Origin of the sequence: Mesorhizobium sp. L2C066B000 (genome assembly GCF_000502335.1) — a bacterium.
Classification (GTDB): domain Bacteria; phylum Pseudomonadota; class Alphaproteobacteria; order Rhizobiales; family Rhizobiaceae; genus Mesorhizobium.
On record NZ_AYWZ01000001.1, the window covers coordinates 597,812 to 615,224 of the forward strand.

Annotated in this window: 17 protein-coding genes; 8 read left to right on the forward strand and 9 right to left on the reverse strand. The window is 62.9% G+C overall.

Annotated elements, in window-relative coordinates; genetic code table 11:
• The first annotated feature begins 12 nt into the window (after positions 1-12).
• From X733_RS162975 to X733_RS162965, 3 genes are all read left to right on the forward strand, one after another.
• A complete protein-coding gene (locus tag X733_RS162975) occupies positions 13-885 on the forward strand; it encodes a cytochrome c1 (RefSeq protein WP_023670029.1) in 873 nt (290 codons plus the stop codon).
• Between the two features lie 186 nt (positions 886-1,071).
• Positions 1,072-2,217 carry an alpha-hydroxy acid oxidase gene (locus tag X733_RS162970; RefSeq protein ID WP_023670030.1) on the forward strand — a complete coding sequence of 382 codons (1,146 nt, stop codon included), beginning with the start codon at positions 1,072-1,074 and terminating at the stop codon, positions 2,215-2,217.
• 9 nt (positions 2,218-2,226) lie between these two features.
• Positions 2,227-2,772 carry an adenine phosphoribosyltransferase gene (locus X733_RS162965; protein ID WP_013529989.1) on the forward strand — a complete coding sequence of 182 codons (546 nt, stop codon included), beginning with the start codon at positions 2,227-2,229 and terminating at the stop codon, positions 2,770-2,772.
• Between the two features lie 111 nt (positions 2,773-2,883).
• Here the strand turns inward: X733_RS162965 and X733_RS162960 are convergent, their stop codons facing one another.
• From X733_RS162960 to X733_RS162930, 7 genes are all read right to left on the reverse strand, one after another.
• Entirely contained in the window at positions 2,884-3,348 is a 465-nt protein-coding gene (locus X733_RS162960; protein ID WP_023817439.1) for a MaoC family dehydratase, read from the reverse strand.
• The gene (locus X733_RS162955; protein WP_023670033.1) at positions 3,345-3,806 is read right to left on the reverse strand and encodes a MaoC family dehydratase; all 462 of its coding nucleotides are present in this window, start codon (positions 3,804-3,806) and stop codon (positions 3,345-3,347) included. The genes X733_RS162960 and X733_RS162955 overlap by 4 nt, the downstream gene beginning before the upstream one ends.
• A gap of 181 nt (positions 3,807-3,987) precedes the next feature.
• On the reverse strand, positions 3,988-4,962 hold the full coding sequence (gene corA / locus X733_RS162950; RefSeq protein ID WP_023670034.1) for a magnesium/cobalt transporter CorA: 975 nt from the start codon (positions 4,960-4,962) through the stop codon (positions 3,988-3,990).
• 200 nt (positions 4,963-5,162) lie between these two features.
• Positions 5,163-6,266 carry a redox-regulated ATPase YchF gene (gene ychF, locus X733_RS162945; protein ID WP_023817441.1) on the reverse strand — a complete coding sequence of 368 codons (1,104 nt, stop codon included), beginning with the start codon at positions 6,264-6,266 and terminating at the stop codon, positions 5,163-5,165.
• Between the two features lie 96 nt (positions 6,267-6,362).
• Entirely contained in the window at positions 6,363-7,103 is a 741-nt protein-coding gene (gene pth / locus X733_RS162940; protein WP_023711142.1) for an aminoacyl-tRNA hydrolase, read from the reverse strand.
• A 21-nt stretch (positions 7,104-7,124) separates the two neighbouring features.
• Positions 7,125-7,769 (reverse strand): 50S ribosomal protein L25/general stress protein Ctc, encoded by a 645-nt coding sequence (locus X733_RS162935; protein WP_023686131.1) that lies wholly within the window; start codon positions 7,767-7,769, stop codon positions 7,125-7,127.
• Positions 7,770-8,034: 265 nt separating this feature from the next.
• The gene (locus tag X733_RS162930; RefSeq protein WP_245274371.1) at positions 8,035-9,267 is read right to left on the reverse strand and encodes an ROK family transcriptional regulator; all 1,233 of its coding nucleotides are present in this window, start codon (positions 9,265-9,267) and stop codon (positions 8,035-8,037) included.
• A 242-nt stretch (positions 9,268-9,509) separates the two neighbouring features.
• Between X733_RS162930 and X733_RS1000000167515 the strand changes: the two genes are divergently transcribed.
• The 4 genes from X733_RS1000000167515 to X733_RS162915 all read left to right on the forward strand — a co-directional run bounded on the left by X733_RS1000000167515 (position 9,510) and on the right by X733_RS162915 (position 14,946).
• Positions 9,510-12,071 (forward strand): ATP-binding cassette domain-containing protein, encoded by a 2,562-nt coding sequence (locus tag X733_RS1000000167515; RefSeq protein WP_023817446.1) that lies wholly within the window; start codon positions 9,510-9,512, stop codon positions 12,069-12,071.
• The gene (locus X733_RS162925) at positions 12,068-13,057 is read left to right on the forward strand and encodes an ABC transporter permease (protein ID WP_023670040.1); all 990 of its coding nucleotides are present in this window, start codon (positions 12,068-12,070) and stop codon (positions 13,055-13,057) included. Before X733_RS1000000167515 ends, X733_RS162925 begins: the two co-directional genes overlap by 4 nt.
• 46 nt (positions 13,058-13,103) lie before the next feature.
• Positions 13,104-14,105: a rhamnose ABC transporter substrate-binding protein gene (locus X733_RS162920; protein ID WP_031192988.1), complete on the forward strand. Its 1,002-nt coding sequence runs from the start codon at positions 13,104-13,106 to the stop codon at positions 14,103-14,105.
• Positions 14,106-14,184: 79 nt separating this feature from the next.
• On the forward strand, positions 14,185-14,946 hold the full coding sequence (locus X733_RS162915; RefSeq protein ID WP_023683709.1) for a glutamine amidotransferase: 762 nt from the start codon (positions 14,185-14,187) through the stop codon (positions 14,944-14,946).
• A gap of 22 nt (positions 14,947-14,968) precedes the next feature.
• Here the strand turns inward: X733_RS162915 and X733_RS162910 are convergent, their stop codons facing one another.
• On the reverse strand, positions 14,969-15,400 hold the full coding sequence (locus X733_RS162910; protein ID WP_023670043.1) for a MarR family transcriptional regulator: 432 nt from the start codon (positions 15,398-15,400) through the stop codon (positions 14,969-14,971).
• A 150-nt stretch (positions 15,401-15,550) separates the two neighbouring features.
• Between X733_RS162910 and X733_RS162905 the strand changes: the two genes are divergently transcribed.
• Entirely contained in the window at positions 15,551-16,393 is an 843-nt protein-coding gene (locus X733_RS162905) for an alpha/beta hydrolase (RefSeq protein ID WP_155924133.1), read from the forward strand.
• A 98-nt stretch (positions 16,394-16,491) separates the two neighbouring features.
• Here X733_RS162905 and X733_RS162900 read toward each other — a convergent pair whose 3' ends face one another.
• Positions 16,492-17,406 (reverse strand): alpha/beta hydrolase, encoded by a 915-nt coding sequence (locus X733_RS162900; RefSeq protein WP_023817450.1) that lies wholly within the window; start codon positions 17,404-17,406, stop codon positions 16,492-16,494.
• Positions 17,407-17,413 lie beyond the last annotated feature (7 nt).

Sequence of the window (17,413 nt, forward strand, 5' to 3'; positions counted from 1 at the left end):
AGGGGATTTGGCATGAAAAAGATTCTCACCTCGCTCGCCCTGCTAGGCGTGTTTGCCGCTGGCATCGGAGCCGTCGGCAGTGTGGCGATCGCCGCTGAAGAGGCGCACAACGCGGCGGCACCGACGCATTTCCCGATCCACGAGCCGAAGGAGATGGACTGGACTTTTGCCGGTCCGTTCGGCACCTACGACAAGGCGCAGCTGCAGCGTGGCTTGAAGGTCTACAAGGAAGTCTGCTCGGCCTGCCACTCGATGAATCTGGTGGCGTTCCGCACGCTGGAGGACCTCGGCTATTCGGAAGCGCAGATCAAGTCGCTGTCGGCCGAGTACACCATCCATGATGGACCCAACGATGCCGGCGACATGTTCGACCGGCCGGGCAAGCCGTCAGACCATTTCCCGGCGCCGTTCGCCAATGAAGAGGCGGCTGCCGCTTCCAACGGCGGCGCTGCCCCACCGGATATGTCGCTGCTGGCCAAGGCGCGCGGCGTCGAGCGCGGCTTCCCGCGCTTCGTCTTCGACATCTTCACGCAATATGCGCAGGGCGGCCCGGACTACATCCATTCGCTGCTGACCGGCTACGACGAGACGCCACCTGCCGGCATGGTGATCCCCGAAGGCACCCACTACAATCCATACTTCATGTCCGGCGTGTCGCTGAAGATGCCCAAGCCGCTGTCCGACGGCCAGGTCACCTATGATGACGGTTCGCCGCAGACGATCGACCAGTATTCGCGCGACGTCTCGGCGTTCCTGATGTGGGCGGCCGAGCCGCATATGGAAGACCGCAAGAAGACCGGCTTCCGCGTGCTGGTGTTTCTGCTTCTGTTCGGGGCGCTGATGTATCTGACCAAGCGCAAGGTGTGGGAAGGCGTGGCGCACTAAGCCGCATCTTATTCCTCGGAAATGGAAAGGGCGTCTTCGGACGCCCTTTTTGCTTGCCAAACCGGACATGGTTCGCATCTTGGCGCAGCAGCCGTCCAGTAAGAAGTCCGTTGGCACGCCGCCATGCGATTGGTATTGCACGCGCGCCCGGCGGATCGCCGGCTAAAGGGGCATTTGGGATCGATGATGCGGCTACGCGACTGTCACAACTTTTCCGATTTCCGGCGCATGGCCCAGCAGCGGTTGCCGGGGCCAATCTTCAACTACATCGATGGCGCGGCCGACGATGAGGTCACCTACCGCCGCAACACCGAGAGCTTCGAGCGCTGCGACCTCGTTCCCAACGTGCTGCGCGGGGTAAGCGAGATCGACATGTCGGTGACGGTGATGGGCCAGAAGCTGGCCATGCCCGTCTATTGCTCGCCGACCGCCTTGCAGCGGCTGTTCCATCATCAAGGCGAGCGCGCGGTGGCCAAGGCTTCGGCCAAATTCGGCACGATGTTCGGCGTGTCCTCGCTCGGCACTGTCAGTCTTGAGGAAGCGCGCAAGATCAGCAGCAGCCCGCAGGTCTACCAGTTCTATTTCCACCGGGATCGCGGCCTCAACCGGGCGATGATGCAGCGGGCGAAAGCGGTTGGAGTCGAAGTGATGATGCTGACCGTCGACAGCATCACCGGAGGCAACCGCGAGCGCGACAAGCGCACCGGCTTTGCCATCCCCTTCAAGCTCAACCTTGCCGGCATGCTGCAGTTCGCGCTGAAGCCGGGCTGGGCGATCAACTATTTCACCCATGAGGGGTTCAAGCTGCCGCAGCTCGACGAGCATGTCGACATGGGCGGCGGCACGATGTCGATCAGCCGCTACTTCACCGAGATGCTCGATCCGTCGATGACCTGGGACGATGTTGCCGAGATGGTCAGACTGTGGGGAGGTCCGTTCTGTCTCAAGGGCGTCATGTCGGTGGAGGATGCCAAGCGCGCCGTCGAGATCGGCTGCAGCGGCATTGTGCTGTCCAACCATGGCGGCCGGCAGCTGGACGGCTCGCGGGCGGCGTTCGACCAACTGGCCGAGATCGTCGATGCCGTCGGCGACAGAATAGACGTCATCATGGATGGCGGCGTGCAGCGCGGCACCCATGTGCTGAAGGCGCTGTCGCTCGGCGCCAAGGCTGTTGGCGTCGGCCGCTACTATCTGTTCCCCTTGGCGGCGGCCGGACAGCCGGGCGTCGAGCGGGCGCTGGAGCAGATGCGGATCGAGATCGAGCGCGGCATGAAGCTGATGGGCTGCAGTTCGATCGAACAATTGTCGCGCAACAACCTCCGTTTCAGGTAATCTCGACCCATGAAATCCTCGCTCGAAGACACGCTGCTCGCCGCGATCCGCACCATTCCGGACTACCCCAAGCCCGGCATCCTGTTTCGCGACATCACCACTTTGCTCGGCAATGCGCGCGCCTTCCGCCGCGCCATCGACGAGCTGGTGCATCCCTATGCCGGCCAGAAGATCGACAAGATCGCCGGCATCGAGGCACGCGGCTTCATCCTCGGCGGTGCGGTCGCGCACCAGCTTTCGGCCGGTTTCGTGCCGATCCGCAAGAAGGGCAAATTGCCTTACGAGACGGTGCGCGTCGCCTACAGCCTGGAGTACGGGCTCGACGAGATGGAGATGCACAAGGACGGCGTTGCGCCGGGCGAGAAGGTGATCCTGGTTGACGACCTGATCGCGACCGGCGGCACGGCGGAGGCGGCGGTCAAGCTGCTAAGGCAGATCGGCGCCGATATTCTTGCCGCGTGCTTCGTCATCGACCTGCCGGATCTCGGCGGACGGGCGAAGCTCGAAGCGCTGGGCGTGCCGGTGCGGACGTTGATCGGGTTTGAGGGGCATTAGTGAATAGTGAATAGTGAATGTCAGCGTTCAATGACAGGCGCTAGGCTTACTCACACACTCTGATATTGAATACTCACTACTCACTACTCACTACTCACTATTCACTATTCACTACCCAGCCTTCACCAGCACGGCGCTGTCGAACTCCAGCACCTTGTCGCCTGCCGAATCGGAACCTTCCGAGCGCAGCGCCAGCAGGCGCCAGCCGGGGCGGGTGGCAAGCGGGCGGTGGGACAGGGCCGTGCGCATGAAGGTGACGGTTTCTCCGGCATAGACCGGCTTTGGCCATTTCAGGTTCCTGAAGCCGGGGGAGGGGCCGAATTCTGGTACCGGGCCGGGTCCGGTCCATTGAGAAGCGTCCATAGGATTTTTGAGATTGAGCTTCATCCAGGTGGCCGCGGTGTGCCAGCCTGAGGCGCAGAGGCGGCCGAACACGCTTTTCTTCGCCGCCTCCTCGTCGACATGAAAGACCTGTGGATCGTATTTGCAGGCGAACGCCTTGATCGCCTCGGTTTCGAATTTGTGCGAACCGAGGTTGATGGTTTCGCCGATGCGGAAGAACGCGTCGAGGCTCATGCGCCGGCCTCGCGGGTCAAGAACATGACAGTGTTCTCAAGTTCGAAGACGCTTTCACCGCGCTGGTTGAACAGTTCGCTGCGCAAGGTGACGAGGCCGAGCTGAGGCCTGGATTTCGACAGGCGCCTGGCAAGCACGCTGGTGCTGCCGGCCAGTGTGTCGCCGGCCAGCACCGGCTTCTTCCATTTGACCTGGTCGATGCCGGGCGCGCCTTGCGCGGTCGAGTCGAGCAGGAAGGCGTCGCACAGCATGCGCATGAAGATCGCGCAGGTGTGCCAGCCGGAGGCGGCCAAGCCGCCAAGGATGCTGGCCTTGCCGGCGGCTTCGTCGAGATGCATCGGCTGCGGGTCGAATTCGGTGGCGAATTCGATGATTTCGGCCGCACTCACCTGCTTGGCGCCGAGGTCGATCGATGCGCCCTCGGTGAAATCCTCGTAGGCCCAGCTTTTCGCGGTCATGATCCCAATCCGGTTGTACGATCACCGGGCATCCGGATGCCGTCCGGGCGGCGTTTGGTCAAGCGAATTCTATTGGGCCTAAAGCGCCTCGCGTTTGAACGGATTCAGGCGACGCGCTTTAGGTTTTTGTTTTTATGCATGTCGTTCTCTCAAAACCGGGGCCACTTTTGAGCGACATGCATTAGAGCCAGCCGCGGCGGCGGAAATACCAGAAGGGCAGGATTGCCGACAGGATCATCAGGCCGATGGCGAAGGGATAGCCGAGCTCCCATTTCAGCTCCGGGATGACGTCGAAATTCATGCCGTAGATCGAAGCCACCAGCGTCGGCGGCAGGAAGATGACGGCGGCGACCGAGAAGATCTTGATTATGGCGTTCTGCTCGATCGAGATCATGCCGAGCGTCGCGTCGAGCAGGAACGAGATCTTCTGCGACAGGAAGGTGGCGTGGTCGGCGAGCGACAGCACGTCGCGCGATACTGTCTTGATGCGGGCGCGGACGTCCTTGCTCATCTTGATCTGGGTCGCGACATGGGCAAGGAAGCCGGTGAGGCGCTGCAGCGAGATCAGGCTGTCGCGGATCGAGGAGGCAATGTCCTCCTTGCGGCCGATGGCCTTGAGCAGTTCCTGGAAGTCGCGATTGCGCTTGTTCACCTTGGTCGACCGCGCTTCGAAGATATCGCGCGAGATCGTCTCGATGTCACGGCCGGCGCGTTCGAGAATATCGGCTAGGCGATCGACGATCGCCTCCAGCAGGCCGATCAGGATGGTGTTGCCGGTGGTGCAGCCTGTCGCCACCTTCTCGGCGCGCAGGGGAAAGGTCTTGAACGCCTTCGGCTCATGATAGCGGATGGTGACCAGTCTCGGGCCGGCAAGCACAAAGGTAACCGGTGACATCAAGGGATCATCGATTTCGGTCTGCGCCGGCAAGGTGGCGGTCATGAAGTAGGCGCCGTCCTCGATGTAGAGGCGGCTCGAAATCTCGATCTCCTCCATCTCCTCGCGCGTCGGGATGGCAACGCCGAGCCAGGTCTCGATCGCTGTTTCTTCTTCCTTGGTCGGGTTGAGAAGGTCGGCCCAGACGACCTGATCGCCATTGGCCACGAGATCGTCGGCGAGGCGCAGGCGATCATTGTCGACGACGAAGGCCTTGATCATCGCCGGTCTCCGTTGGTTGAGCCCAAGGTTTCGTTTAATAGCGATGGGTCTTGCACGCGCCGCCGTTCCCACGGGGACGGCCAAGTCGCATGCAAACGGCCATAGACCCGGTGCCAAGGGCAGTCAAGCGAAGCGGCATGCCGGCTCCTCCACTTGACGAAGCCGTGATCGGTCGCCGTCAGCGCGCCAGCCGCGGCGCCTCAGGTGTTGAACTTGAACAGCAGGACATCGCCATCCTGGACGACATATTCCTTGCCTTCGTCGCGCGCCTTGCCGGCTTCCTTGGCCGCCACTTCGCCGCCCAGCGTGACGTAGTCGTTATAGGCGATGGTCTGGGCGCGGATGAAGCCGCGCTCGAAATCGGTGTGGATGACGCCGGCCGCCTGCGGGGCCTTGTCGCCCTTGTGGATCGTCCAGGCGCGCGTCTCCTTCGGCCCGGCGGTGAAATAGGTAATGAGATGCAACAGATCGTAGCCGGCGCGGATGACCTTGTTGAGGCCAGGTTCGTCGAGGCCGAGCGAGGACAGGAACTCCATCTCTTCCTCGTCGGAGAGCTGGGCGACTTCGGCCTCGATCGCGGCTGAGATCACCACGGTGCCGGCGCCCTGCGCGGCCGCCATCTTTTCCACAGCCCTGGTGTGCTCGTTGCCGGTGGCGGCGTCGGCTTCGGCGACGTTGCATACATAGAGAACGGGGTGCGAGGTCAAGAGGTTCAACCCCTGCAGGATGCGCAGGTCCTCTGCTGAAATGCCCTTGAGCAGGATGCGGGTCGGTTTGCCGGCCTGCAGCAGCTCGAGTGCCGCCTCCATCATCGGCAAGACTGTGGTGGCTTCCTTGTCCTTGGTAGAGGCGCGCTTGCGGATCTGCACGATGCGGCGCTCGAGGCTGTCGAGGTCGGCGAGCATCAGCTCGGTCTCGACCGTATCGGCGTCGGCGACAGGGTCGATCTTGCCCTCGACATGGGTGATGTCGTCATCTTCGAAACAGCGCAGCACATGCACGATGGCGTCGACCTCGCGGATGTTGGCGAGGAACTGGTTGCCCAGCCCTTCGCCCTTGGAGGCGCCACGCACCAGGCCGGCGATGTCGACGAAGGAGATGCGGGTCGGGATGATCTCTTTTGACTTGGCAACCGCGGCGATCTTCTGCAGCCGCGGATCGGGCACCGCCACCTCGCCGGTGTTCGGTTCGATGGTGCAGAAAGGATAGTTGGCGGCCTGCGCCGCCGCCGTTCTGGTCAACGCGTTGAAAAGCGTCGACTTGCCGACGTTGGGCAAGCCAACGATGCCGCATTTGAAACCCATTTTGTCCGGTCCTATCGGGAAACTAGAAATTTGATGAGGGCTATGGGCGATAGGGGTGAGCAACGTCAAGCCCCGCAGTCCCGATCCTATCGACGCTCAGTCCTTCTTGCCGAACAGTTTCTTCAGCATGGCGGCCATAGGGCCGCTTTCCGGCAGCTTGGCCGGCGCCTGCTGTGGCCGTGCCTGGCGGATGTGGCTTTGAGCCTTTGGACCTTCAGCCTTCGGCGCCTTGGGCGGCGGCCGGTCGTCGTCGCTGGTCGGCACCAGCTTGTCACGCAGGGCCAGAGTAATGCGGTTCATGAAGGAACTGTCGTCGCCCTTGGCCAGCAGCCCGGCATCGTCGGCGATGGTGTCGAGCAGCACGTCCAGCCACTCGCGATCGGCCTTGGCGAAGTCGCCGAGAACATGGGACTGCACCATTTCCCGGACGCCGGGGTGTCCGACGCCGATGCGCACGCGTCGAAAATTCTTGCCGACATGCTGGTCGAGCGAGCGGATGCCGTTGTGGCCGCCGGCGCCGCCGCCGACTTTGACCCGCAATTTGCCGGCCGGCAGGTCGATCTCGTCGTAGAAGACGGTCAGCGCCTCGGGGCCGAGCTTGTAGAAGCGCAGGGCTTCGCCGACCGGCTGTCCCGACAGGTTCATGAAGGTCTGCGGCTTGATCAGAAGAATCTTTTCGCCGGCAATCGTGCCTTCGGCGATCAGGCCCTGGAACTTCTTCGACCAGGGCGAAAACGAATGGCGGCGGGCAATTGCGTCCGCCGCCATGAAGCCGACATTGTGCCGGTTATCGGCGTATTTCGCGCCCGGATTGCCGAGGCCTGCAAAAACAAGCATCGTCTGCTCCGGGCTCGAAAATTACTTCTCTTCGGCAGCAGGAGCCGCCGCTTCGGGGGCTGCCGCTTCCGCCGTCTCTTCCGTCTCCGGCTTCATCGCCGAGGAGCCGGCAATGGTCGCGATGGTGAAGTCGCGATCGGAGATCACCGGCTTGACGCCGGCCGGCAATGTAACCGCCGAGATGTGGATCGAATCGCCAATGTCGGCGCCGGTGAGATCGACGGTGATGAATTCCGGGATCGCATTGGCCGGGCAGTGGAACTCGACTTCGTGACGCACGATGTTGAGCACGCCGCCGCGTTTGATGCCGGGCGACTTGTCTTCATTGATGAAGTGCACGGGCACGTCGACGTTGACCTCGGTGTCCTTGCCGATGCGCAGGAAGTCGACATGGACCGGGAAATCCTTGACCGGGTCGAGCTGGAAATCCTTGGGCAGAACCTGGATTTTCTTGCCGTCGACATCGATCGTGGCGATCGTGGTCAAAAACCCGCCGCCATGGATTTTGTAGAAGACGTCCTTGTAGTTCAGCGCAATCGCCAGGGGAGGCTGTCTGTCGCCGTAAATAACTGCAGGCACTTTACCGTTGCGGCGAACTGCACGGGCGGACCCCTTACCGACCTGTTCGCGCGCTTCGGCCTTGAGCTCGTAAGTATCGTGGCTCATGGCACTTCCTTTCGCGTTTTATGGAGCGTTTGCGGTGGCAGTGTGCCTGGACCGTAAACGTCGAAAGCCGCCAGGCCTGGATGTCCGAATGCCAGAAACCGCATACGCGGAGCTTTGTTCGGGATCACAAGGGAAGGCAGCCTTCCGCCGCGTTGCCTCCAAGGGTGTCTACGCGGGTGGCGGCTCTATAGCGGAAGGCGGGCAGGCGTGCAAGCCATGGCGGGCAAGGGCGGCCGATGCCTGCGTTGGGCGCGCCGCATTGCGCTCAGGCCGGCAGGTCGGTGGGCGGATTTGATCCGTTTCCCTTGGCGCCACCCAGCGTGGACAGCGCGCTCAGCAGTTTAGTCCGGTCCTTGCCGATCATCAGCACGCCGCTGTCGGGCGCCAGCAGCGCCGAGAACGGCAGCATGGCAGCGCCGATCGAGGAGGCCTCAGGGCCGAATTGCCCCGACACGATCTCCGGCGCGACGATGCCGATTGCGCTGGCCTGGTTGAACTGGGTCTGCACCCTTGCCAGCAGTTCGAGATGGATCAGCCTGGGCAGGATCGAGTCGAGAACGATGGCCTCGATGTCGATGATGGAGGTGATGGCGATGATCGCCTCGACCAGCGCGCTCGCACAATCGTCGATCCATTCGAACAGCGGCACGCGCGCTTCGGCTGGCAACGGATCGAGTTCCCGCACACGATTGATCACCACGCCGCGCGACCTCAGGTGATTGACCAGCACATAGATCGAGGCGCGATGCAGCAGGCTCTGGTAGCGCGCAGGCTTCGCCGCCACCGAATCGAGGCTTGAGGGCGAGACCGGCAAGGGTCCGAGGGCAGCGCTGTTGCCATGCGGCCCGGTATGGACCCTGCCGCCTTGCACCAGGCCGCCGCCGACAAAAGTGTCGATCGAGATGTGCATGAAATCGCGAAAGCGGGCGCCGGCGCCCTGGACAAGTTCGGCCAGCGCCGCCGACGTGGCGTCGTTTTCCACGAACACCGGCGTCTTCGCCGGCGTGGCAAAGCATGTCGTCAGGTCGATCGCCTCCCAGCGGCTGCCGAGATCGTCGGGAAAGCCGAGTTCCTCGCTCCAGCCGCCGAGGAAATAGGGTGAGGCAATGCCGACGCCGACGATGCTGGCATCGCCAAGCCCATCCACCAGCTTTTCGAAGGTGGCCAGCGCCATGTTGCCGGCCTTCAGCACCAAATCAGGATCGGGGAAGCGGTATTCGTGCGACTCTCTTGCGCGGATTTCACCGGCGAAGTCGACCAGAACGGCTTCAAGCGCACGCCGGCCGATCTTGATGCCGACGCTGTAGATGCGCTCCGGCGTCAGCCGGTACAGCGTGGAGGGCGAACCGCGCTGCCCGAACCTTTTTCCCACTTGCTTTACGAATCCGGAAGATTCCAGGCCGTCGACGATGGCAGCGACGGCCGCCGGCGTCAGGCTTGCCGCGCGCGCCAGATCGGACTTGGAGGCTTCCTTGAGGCGACGGATGGCGTCGAGCACGAAACGCTCATTATAGTGCCGAACTTTGACAGAATTGCTGCCTTTCCCTGACAAAACCCGCACACTCCCCAAATGTCCCGTTCCCGGCGCGAAGCCCGCAAACCACCTGCGGCCGAGCGCACCCTGCGGTGCCTATGTTGGCGGCGACAGTGCGCGTCGGAACCATGGAAGTCAATTTTGCCGTTGCGCCTTTGGGCTATTTAATATAGCAAATTGAAAAAATAACTAGTCAGGGAGGAGACGTGCTGCACTCGGGCACACAAAGCGAAGCCGACGCTGCGGTGGTGCGGGCTGTTCCTGTTGCCCTGGTTCAGGCGACGAAGGCTTTCGGCGGCACCATTGCGCTCAAGGACGCCTCCTTCGAATTGCGCTCCGGCGAGGTGCTGGCGCTGCTTGGCGAAAACGGCGCCGGCAAGAGCACCTGCGTGAAGCTTCTGGCCGGTGTGCATTCTCCCACCAGCGGTCATGTCGAGGTTGACGGCAAATCAGCCGTCTTCCATTCGCCGCATGACGCGCAGGCGGCCGGCATTGCGGTCATGCACCAGCATCCTGGCCTGTTTCCCGATCTGTCGGTGGCGGAGAACATCTATCTCGGCCACATGCCGCGCGACCGCTTTGGCGGCATCGACAATGCCGCCATGCTGGCCGGCGCCCGCAAGGTGCTGGCTTCCGTCGGGCTCGACGTGCCGGCGGCAACGCGGCTGGGAACACTGCGTACCTCTGAACAACAACTGGTCGAGATCGCCCGCGCGCTGTCGCTGGATGCCCGCGTGCTGATCATGGACGAGCCCACGGCGGCGCTGTCACAGCGCGAGGTCGAGCGGCTGTTTTCCGTCGTTGCCGATCTCAGGCTGCATGGCGTGGCGATGATGTTCGTCGGCCACCGCATGGATGAAATCTTCCGCATCGCCGACCGTATCGCCGTGCTGCGCGACGGGCGCCTGATCGGCGTCAAGCCGAAAGCCGAGCTTGGCCGCGCTGCCGCCATCAGCATGATGGTCGGGCGTGAAGTCACCGACCTCTATCCCGAACGGCGCCATGCCTCAGGCGCGCTGGTGCTGGAGGCGAAGGGACTTTCGCGCGCCGGCGGGTTTGCCGGTATCGACCTCAAGCTTCACGCCGGCGAGGTGCTGGGGCTTGGCGGCCTGGTCGGCAGCGGACGCACCGAGATTGCGCGCGTGCTGTTCGGTATCGACCGGCCCGACGCCGGCGAAATCCTGATCGACGGCAAGCCCGTGCAGTTCGCCTCGGCGCGCGACGCCATGGATGCGCGCATCGCCTATGTGTCGGAAGATCGCATGGGCCAGAGCCTAGTGATGGATTTCTCCATCCTCGACAATGCGGTGCTACCTGTTCTCGACAAGGCCGCACAACGCGGTCTCTACGGCACCGACCGCGCCATCGGTCTGGTGGCGGACTGGCTGAAGCGCATGAAGCTGCGCTTTTCCGGTTATGGGCAGCCGGTGAAAGAGTTATCCGGCGGCAACCAGCAGAAGGTGGTGCTGGCCAAATGGCTGCGCACCGAGCCGCGCGTGCTCATCCTCGACGAGCCGACGCAAGGCATCGATGTCGGTACCAAGGCGGAAGTGCATGCAATGATCGCTGACCTTGCCGCGCAAGGCATGGCGATCCTGCTGATCTCGTCAGAGATGCCCGAGCTGATCGGCATGTGCGACCGCATTATCGTGCTGCGCGAAGGCCGCCAGACTGCTGAGTTTTCGCGCGGACAAGCCACGCAGGAAAAGGTACTGGAAGCGGCGACCAGGACCGATGAACGTGCCGGCCAGCCAGCGCAGATAGAACGCGCCGCCGAGGAGGAAAAGGCAAAAGGACCGTTCGATTTTCTGAAGCGGCGGGAATTCGGCCTGCTTGCGGCGATGCTCGCCGTCGCCATTCCGGTCACCATCATCAACCCGCGCATGGTGAGCGCGGCGAACCTCACCGCTGTGTCGATGGACGCGGCCTTGCTGATTGTCGCTGCACTGGCGCAGATGCTGGTGCTGATCACCCGCAACATCGACCTGTCGATCGCAGCTGTGATCGGCCTCTCCGCCTATATGGCGGCCAGCATGGTTCAGGCCTATCCCGGATTGGACATCGGCATCGGCCTGATCACCGCCTGCGCGGTCGGCGGCTTTGCCGGACTGCTCAACGGCCTTGTCGTTACCAGGGGAAAGATCCCGGCCATCGTCGTTACGCTGGCTTCGATGTCGATCTTCCGCGGTTTCAACTCGATCTGGGCCGCGGGCGACCAGGTCAGCGCCGACGAAGTCACGCAAGCCTGGCTCGACATGACCGGGCTGAAGATCGCAGGCGTGCCGCTGATCGTCATCATCGCTATTGTCATCCTGTGCGCCGGCTATGTGCTGCTCTATCGCACCGCAACCGGGCGCGAGCTGTTTGCCACCGGCTCCAATCCCGACGGCGCACGGCTGATCGGCATCGCGGTCGACCGGCGCATCCTGCTGGCCTTCGGCATGGCCGGCCTGCTCGGCGGCCTGTGCGGGGCGCTGTGGGCATCGCGCTATGCCACCATCGATGCCCGCGTCGCGCTCGGCTTCGAGCTCACCGTGATCGCCTCCGCCGTGGTCGGCGGCGTCGCCATCCGTGGCGGTTCGGGCACGCTGCTCGGCATCATTCTCGGCGCGCTCACGCTCTTGGTCATCAAGAACGGGCTGACGCTGGTGCGTGTCGACCCGCTCTGGTTGCAGGGCGTCTATGGCCTGGTGATCCTGGTTGCCATCGGCATCGACACCTTCATCGTGCGGCGTGCCGAACAGGCAAGACAGGCGAGGGCGAGATGAGAAAGTTTATCCGCTCGATCGACTTCTGGGATCTGCTGCTGGCGACCGCCTGCCTCGCCGTCTTTATCTATGCGGCGGTCTTCGTGCCGAATTTCGTTTCCGGCTTTAACCTTTCTCAACTGGCGGCGAGCGCCTCGGAAAAGGCGTTGCTGATCCTGCCGATGACGCTGCTCATCATCACCCGCGAGATCGATCTGTCGATCGCCTCTGTGCTGGCGCTGACATCCGTGGTGTTTGGCCTGCTCGTCCAGGGCGGCGTGCCGACGCTGGCGGCCATTCCGCTGACGCTGGTCTTCGGCGGCCTGCTCGGCGCCTTCAATGGCTATCTGGTTTCAGGGCTGGGGCTGCAGTCGCTGGTGGTGACGCTCGGCACCATGGCGCTGTATCGGGGCATTGGCTACATCCTGCTCGGCACCGGTTCGGTCAACATATTGCCGCCGGCGGTTGTCGATTTCGGCATCAGCAATCTGCCGGGCACACAAATCCCGTGGACCATCGTGCCGTTCCTGCTGCTGGCGCCGATCTTCGCGGTGGTGCTGCAGAAGACGCCGACCGGCAAGCGCATCTATGCGCTCGGCGGCAGCCCCGAAGTGGCGCGTTATTCCGGCATCGATACGCGCAAAATGGTGCTGAAGCTGTTCGTCGTTTCGGGCATGGTCGCAGCCATCGCCGGCATCGTCTATACCGCGCGCCTTTCCAATGCCCGCGCCAACAATGCGCTCGGCATGGAGCTCGATGTCATCACCATCGTGCTGCTCGGCGGCGTCAGCGTCTTCGGTGGTAAGGGGCGGCTCACGGGGGTCATGCTGGCGCTGCTGTTGATCGCCATCATCCGAAATGTGCTGGCGCTCAACCAGATCGGCGGCGACGCTCAAGGCATGATCATCGGCCTGCTTCTGATCGGCTCGCTGCTGGTCGGCAATTACTGGCGCTCCCTGGAGGAGCGGCTGTCAAGATCGCGCGTCCTGCGCGAAACCAAGGGGTGATCTCGGGCCCCTTTCTTCAAGCCCGAATTCTGACGGAGGAGACACAATGAAAGCGTTTAGAATAGCCCTGCTCGCATCCGCGGTTCTGCTTGCGCCGGCCTCGCTGGCCTACAGCCAGGAATGCGCCAAGGAACCGGTGATCGTCGGCTTCCTGCCCAAGCTCGACACCGATCCCTACTTCAAGGTGGCTTTCGGCGGCGCCGAGGAGGCTGCGAAGGAAATTGGCGGCACCGCCACCCAGGTCGCCCCGTCGCAGGCGACGGCCGAGGCACAGATCGAATTCATCAACAGCCTTGTGTCGCAGAAGGTCGGCGTCATCGCTATCGCCGGCAACGACGCCAATGCCGTTGCGCCTGCGCTGAAGCGCGCCGTTCAGCAAGGCGTCCGGGTGATCTCGTACGATTCCGACGTCGCGGCCGATGCGCGCGCGGTGTTCGTGAACCAGGTGAAGGGCGACAGTCTGGCCGAAATGATGCTGGAAAGCGCATTCAACCTCAGCGGCGGCGAAGGCGAGTTCGCCATCCTGTCGTCGACGCCGACGGCGACCAACCAGAACGCCTGGATCGACTTCATGAAGGCGAAGATGGCGGCAGAGCCGAAATACGCCAAGATGAAACTGGTGCAGGTCGCCTATGGCGAAGAGAGCGAGCAGGTCAACCAGCAGCAGGCCTTGGCGCTGGTGCAGGCGTTTCCGGATCTCAAGGTGATCATCGTGCCGGCAGGCATAGGCCTTCCGGCGGCCGCGCGCGCACTCGAGGAAGCCGGCATGATCGGCAAGGTCAAGCTGACCGGCCTTGCGCCGGCCACTTTGATTTCGAAATACATCAAGGATGGCGCTGCCCAGGATATCTGGTGGAATGTCACCGATCTCGGCTACCTGACCTATCAGGCGGCCCAGGCGCTGGCGCAGTGCAAGATCACCGGCAAGGAAGGTGAGAAGTTCACGGCAGGCAGGCTCGGCGAGTACACGATCGGCGCCAGCGGCGAACTGATCCTTGGCCCGGCCAAGATCGTGACGCCGGAAAACCTGGCCGAGTTTAAGTTCTAAGCCTCCCAAGGCCCGGCGGGCGCCGGTTCAAGCCGGCGCCCGCTCGTTCAATTGTCAGTCGAAAAGCGTGAGGGCGACGATGAAACTCTTGCTGGCAGGCGAGACCTTCGCGGCGACGACGTCGGTCGCTGCCGGCGGCGACGTTCTGACAAGTGCGACATGGGTGAATGGCGCGACGGCCTTCAATGCCGCCCTTGCCGCAGAGCGCATAGCGGTGACGCAGATCGGTGGCGATCGCTGTGCGGCCGAATTTCCGTATGACCTCGACGCGCTGGCCGAATACCAGGCGGTGGTGATCTCCGATGTCGGCGCGCTGACCTTGCTGGTCACGCCGGAGGCCCGCGCCGGGCGCATCGGCGTCAACCGCCTCGACGTCCTCAAGGCCTATGTCGAAGGCGGCGGCGGGCTGATGCTGGCCGGCGGCTATATGGGGTTCCAAGGCCTGTTCGGCACGGCGCGTTTCCACGACACCCCGGTCGAGGACGTGCTGCCCGTGCGCTGCCTGCCATTCTCGGACGGGCTGGAAGTGCCGCAAGGCCTGCAGCCGTCGATCCTTCAGGCGTCGCATCCGATCCTTGCCGGTGTCGCGGGTCCGTTGCCGCCGATCCTCGGCATGAACAAACTCGATTTCAGGCGCGACGGCTCGTCCCAGCTTCTGGCGACCTGCCAGTATCGCGGCACGGACTGGCCGCTGCTTGCTGCTCGCAGCGTTGGCCACGGCCGCACTGTCGCCTGGGCGACGGATATCGGCCCGCACTGGCTGTCGCAGGACTTTCTCGGCTGGCCGCTCTACGGCAAGCTGATGGGCAACGTCGTGCGCTGGCTGGCCGGCAAGGATTAAGCCTGGCGTGTTTGTAGGGCAGCTAGTCCGGCTTGCTGCTCAACGCTTCGCGCAGCGCCTGGATCCGCCGATTCAAGGCATCGAGATCAGCCATCGTCATGCCCGAGCGTTCGATCAGGGTTTCGTTGAGGCAGTTGCACTGGACGAGCAGCGCGCGGCCGGCAGGCGTCAGGTCGACCTGCACTTGGCGCTCGTCCGTCTGGCTGCGCTGGCGGGTGACGAGACCGGCCTGTTCCATGCGCTTCACCAGCGGCGTGATGGTGCTCGATTCCAAAGCGAGCCTGTGCGCAATCGAGCCGACCGACATCCCGCCGGCTTCGGCAAGTGCGTTCAGCACGAGATATTGCGGATAGGTGATGCCCATCTCGTCCAGCATGGGCTTGTAGGTGCGATTGATTGCCATGCTGGTGGCGTAAAGCGTGAAGCAGAGCTGGTTGTCCAACGGGAGAGGCACGAGGCATTCCTTTGCCGACTGAGCACATCAATATGTACCACGAAAAATGATATCGCGATACATATTTTCTGTAGACAAGGATTTGGACCTGCGCTAGTCGTATGGTTATCGCGATATTGATTATCGCGGAAGCAATCAATGGAGAGCGAGATGACCAAGCCCGGCAGCAGCACGATCACCACCAAGGACGGCACCGAAATTTTCTACAAGGATTGGGGAACGGGACAACCCATCGTCTTCCATCACGGCTGGCCGCTGAGCAGCGACGACTGGGACGCCCAGATGCTGTTCTTCCTGTCCAAGGGCTATCGCGTCATTGCCCATGACCGGCGCGGCCATGGCCGCTCCACCCAGACCGATACCGGCAACGAGATGGACACCTACGCCGCTGATGTCGCGGAGCTTGCGGCGCATCTCGACCTCAAGGACGCGATCCATGTCGGCCATTCCACCGGTGGCGGCGAAGTGGCCCGCTATGTCGCGAAGTACGGTTCCGGTGGCCGTGTCGCCAAGGCCGCACTGCTCGGCGCGGTGCCGCCGATCATGCTGAAGACGGCGGCCAATCCGGGTGGCCTGCCGATCGAGGTGTTCGATGGTTTCCGCTCCGCCCAGGCAGCCAACCGCGCCCAGTTTTTCCACGATATTGCGGCCGGCCCGTTCTACGGCTTCAACCGCCCCGGCGCCCAGGTGTCGCAGGCTGTCGTCGAGAATTGGTGGCGCCAGGGCATGATGGGCGGCACCAAGGCGCATTACGATTGCATCAAGGCGTTCTCGGAAACCGACTTCACCGACGATCTGAAGGCCATCGACGTGCCGGTGCTGGTGATGCATGGCGACGACGACCAGATCGTTCCGATCGCCGACTCCGCGCTGCTGGCTGTCAAGCTGCTCAAAAAGGGCGAGCTCAAGGTCTACAAGGGCTTCCCGCACGGCATGGCGACGACCCATGCCGATGTCATCAATGTCGACCTGCTGGCGTTCTTCAAGGCCTAGAATCGTTCAGTTGAATAGACATCGTCCAGTTGGATAGGCAAGGCACCCGCCGCCGGGCGGGTGCATTTGCTTTCGTCGAAATGTCAGCGGGACAGTGCCTATTTATCGAGAAAACCAGTGATCAGTTTGACGGTGTCGTCGGGGTTTTCCTCCATGATCCAGTGTCCGGAAGCGGGCACGATGCCGCCCGTGACATCGGTCGCAACAAGCCGCAGGAGATCGGCCTGCGTAGTGCCAGCGGATTTTTCACCGCCGACAGCCAGTACCGGCATGGTCAGTTTGCCGCCGGCGGCGAGCATCGCCTGGTTGTCGATCGCGTCCTGGTCAAACGCCTTGAACTGCTCGAAGGCGTCATGCATCGCATGCGGGCGGGCATAGAGTTTGGCGTAGTGCCTGCGCGTCGCCTCGTCGATCTTCTTGGGGTCAGCCGACAACTCGTTGTAGAAGCGGTCGAGATAGATGCGCTCGCGCCCCGCGACCAGCCGCTCCATATCAGGGCCGCGGAAGTTGAAGTGCCAAAGCAGCGGGCTTTGCTTGATCTTTTCCCAGTCGCCTATGCCGGGCAGCGGCGCGTCGATGATAACCCATTTGGTGATGCGCTTGGGATACTGAGCGGCGAGCGCATAGCCGACCATGTTGCCGATGTCGTGGGTGACGAGATCTGCCTTGTCGATCTTCAGGGCATCCAACACGCCGGCGATGTCGACGGCCTGGTTCTTCTTGGCGTAGCCCGCTTCCGGGTGGGCCGACAGACCCATGCCGCGCAGGTCCGGCACGATGACGGTGTGGTCCTTTGCGAGGGCGATGGCCGCGGCGCCCCACATGTCTCCGGTATCGGCAAAGCCGTGCAGCAGCACGACGGCGGGACCCTTGCCGCCAACGCGCACATAGAGTTTGGTGCCGTTGGTTTCGACGGACTGCGTCTTGAAACCCGGCGGAAAGGGAACGATGCGTGCCGTCGCCGGCAAGGTAACAAGAAGCACACCCAATACGGCCAATACGATCTTGCGCATGTCATCC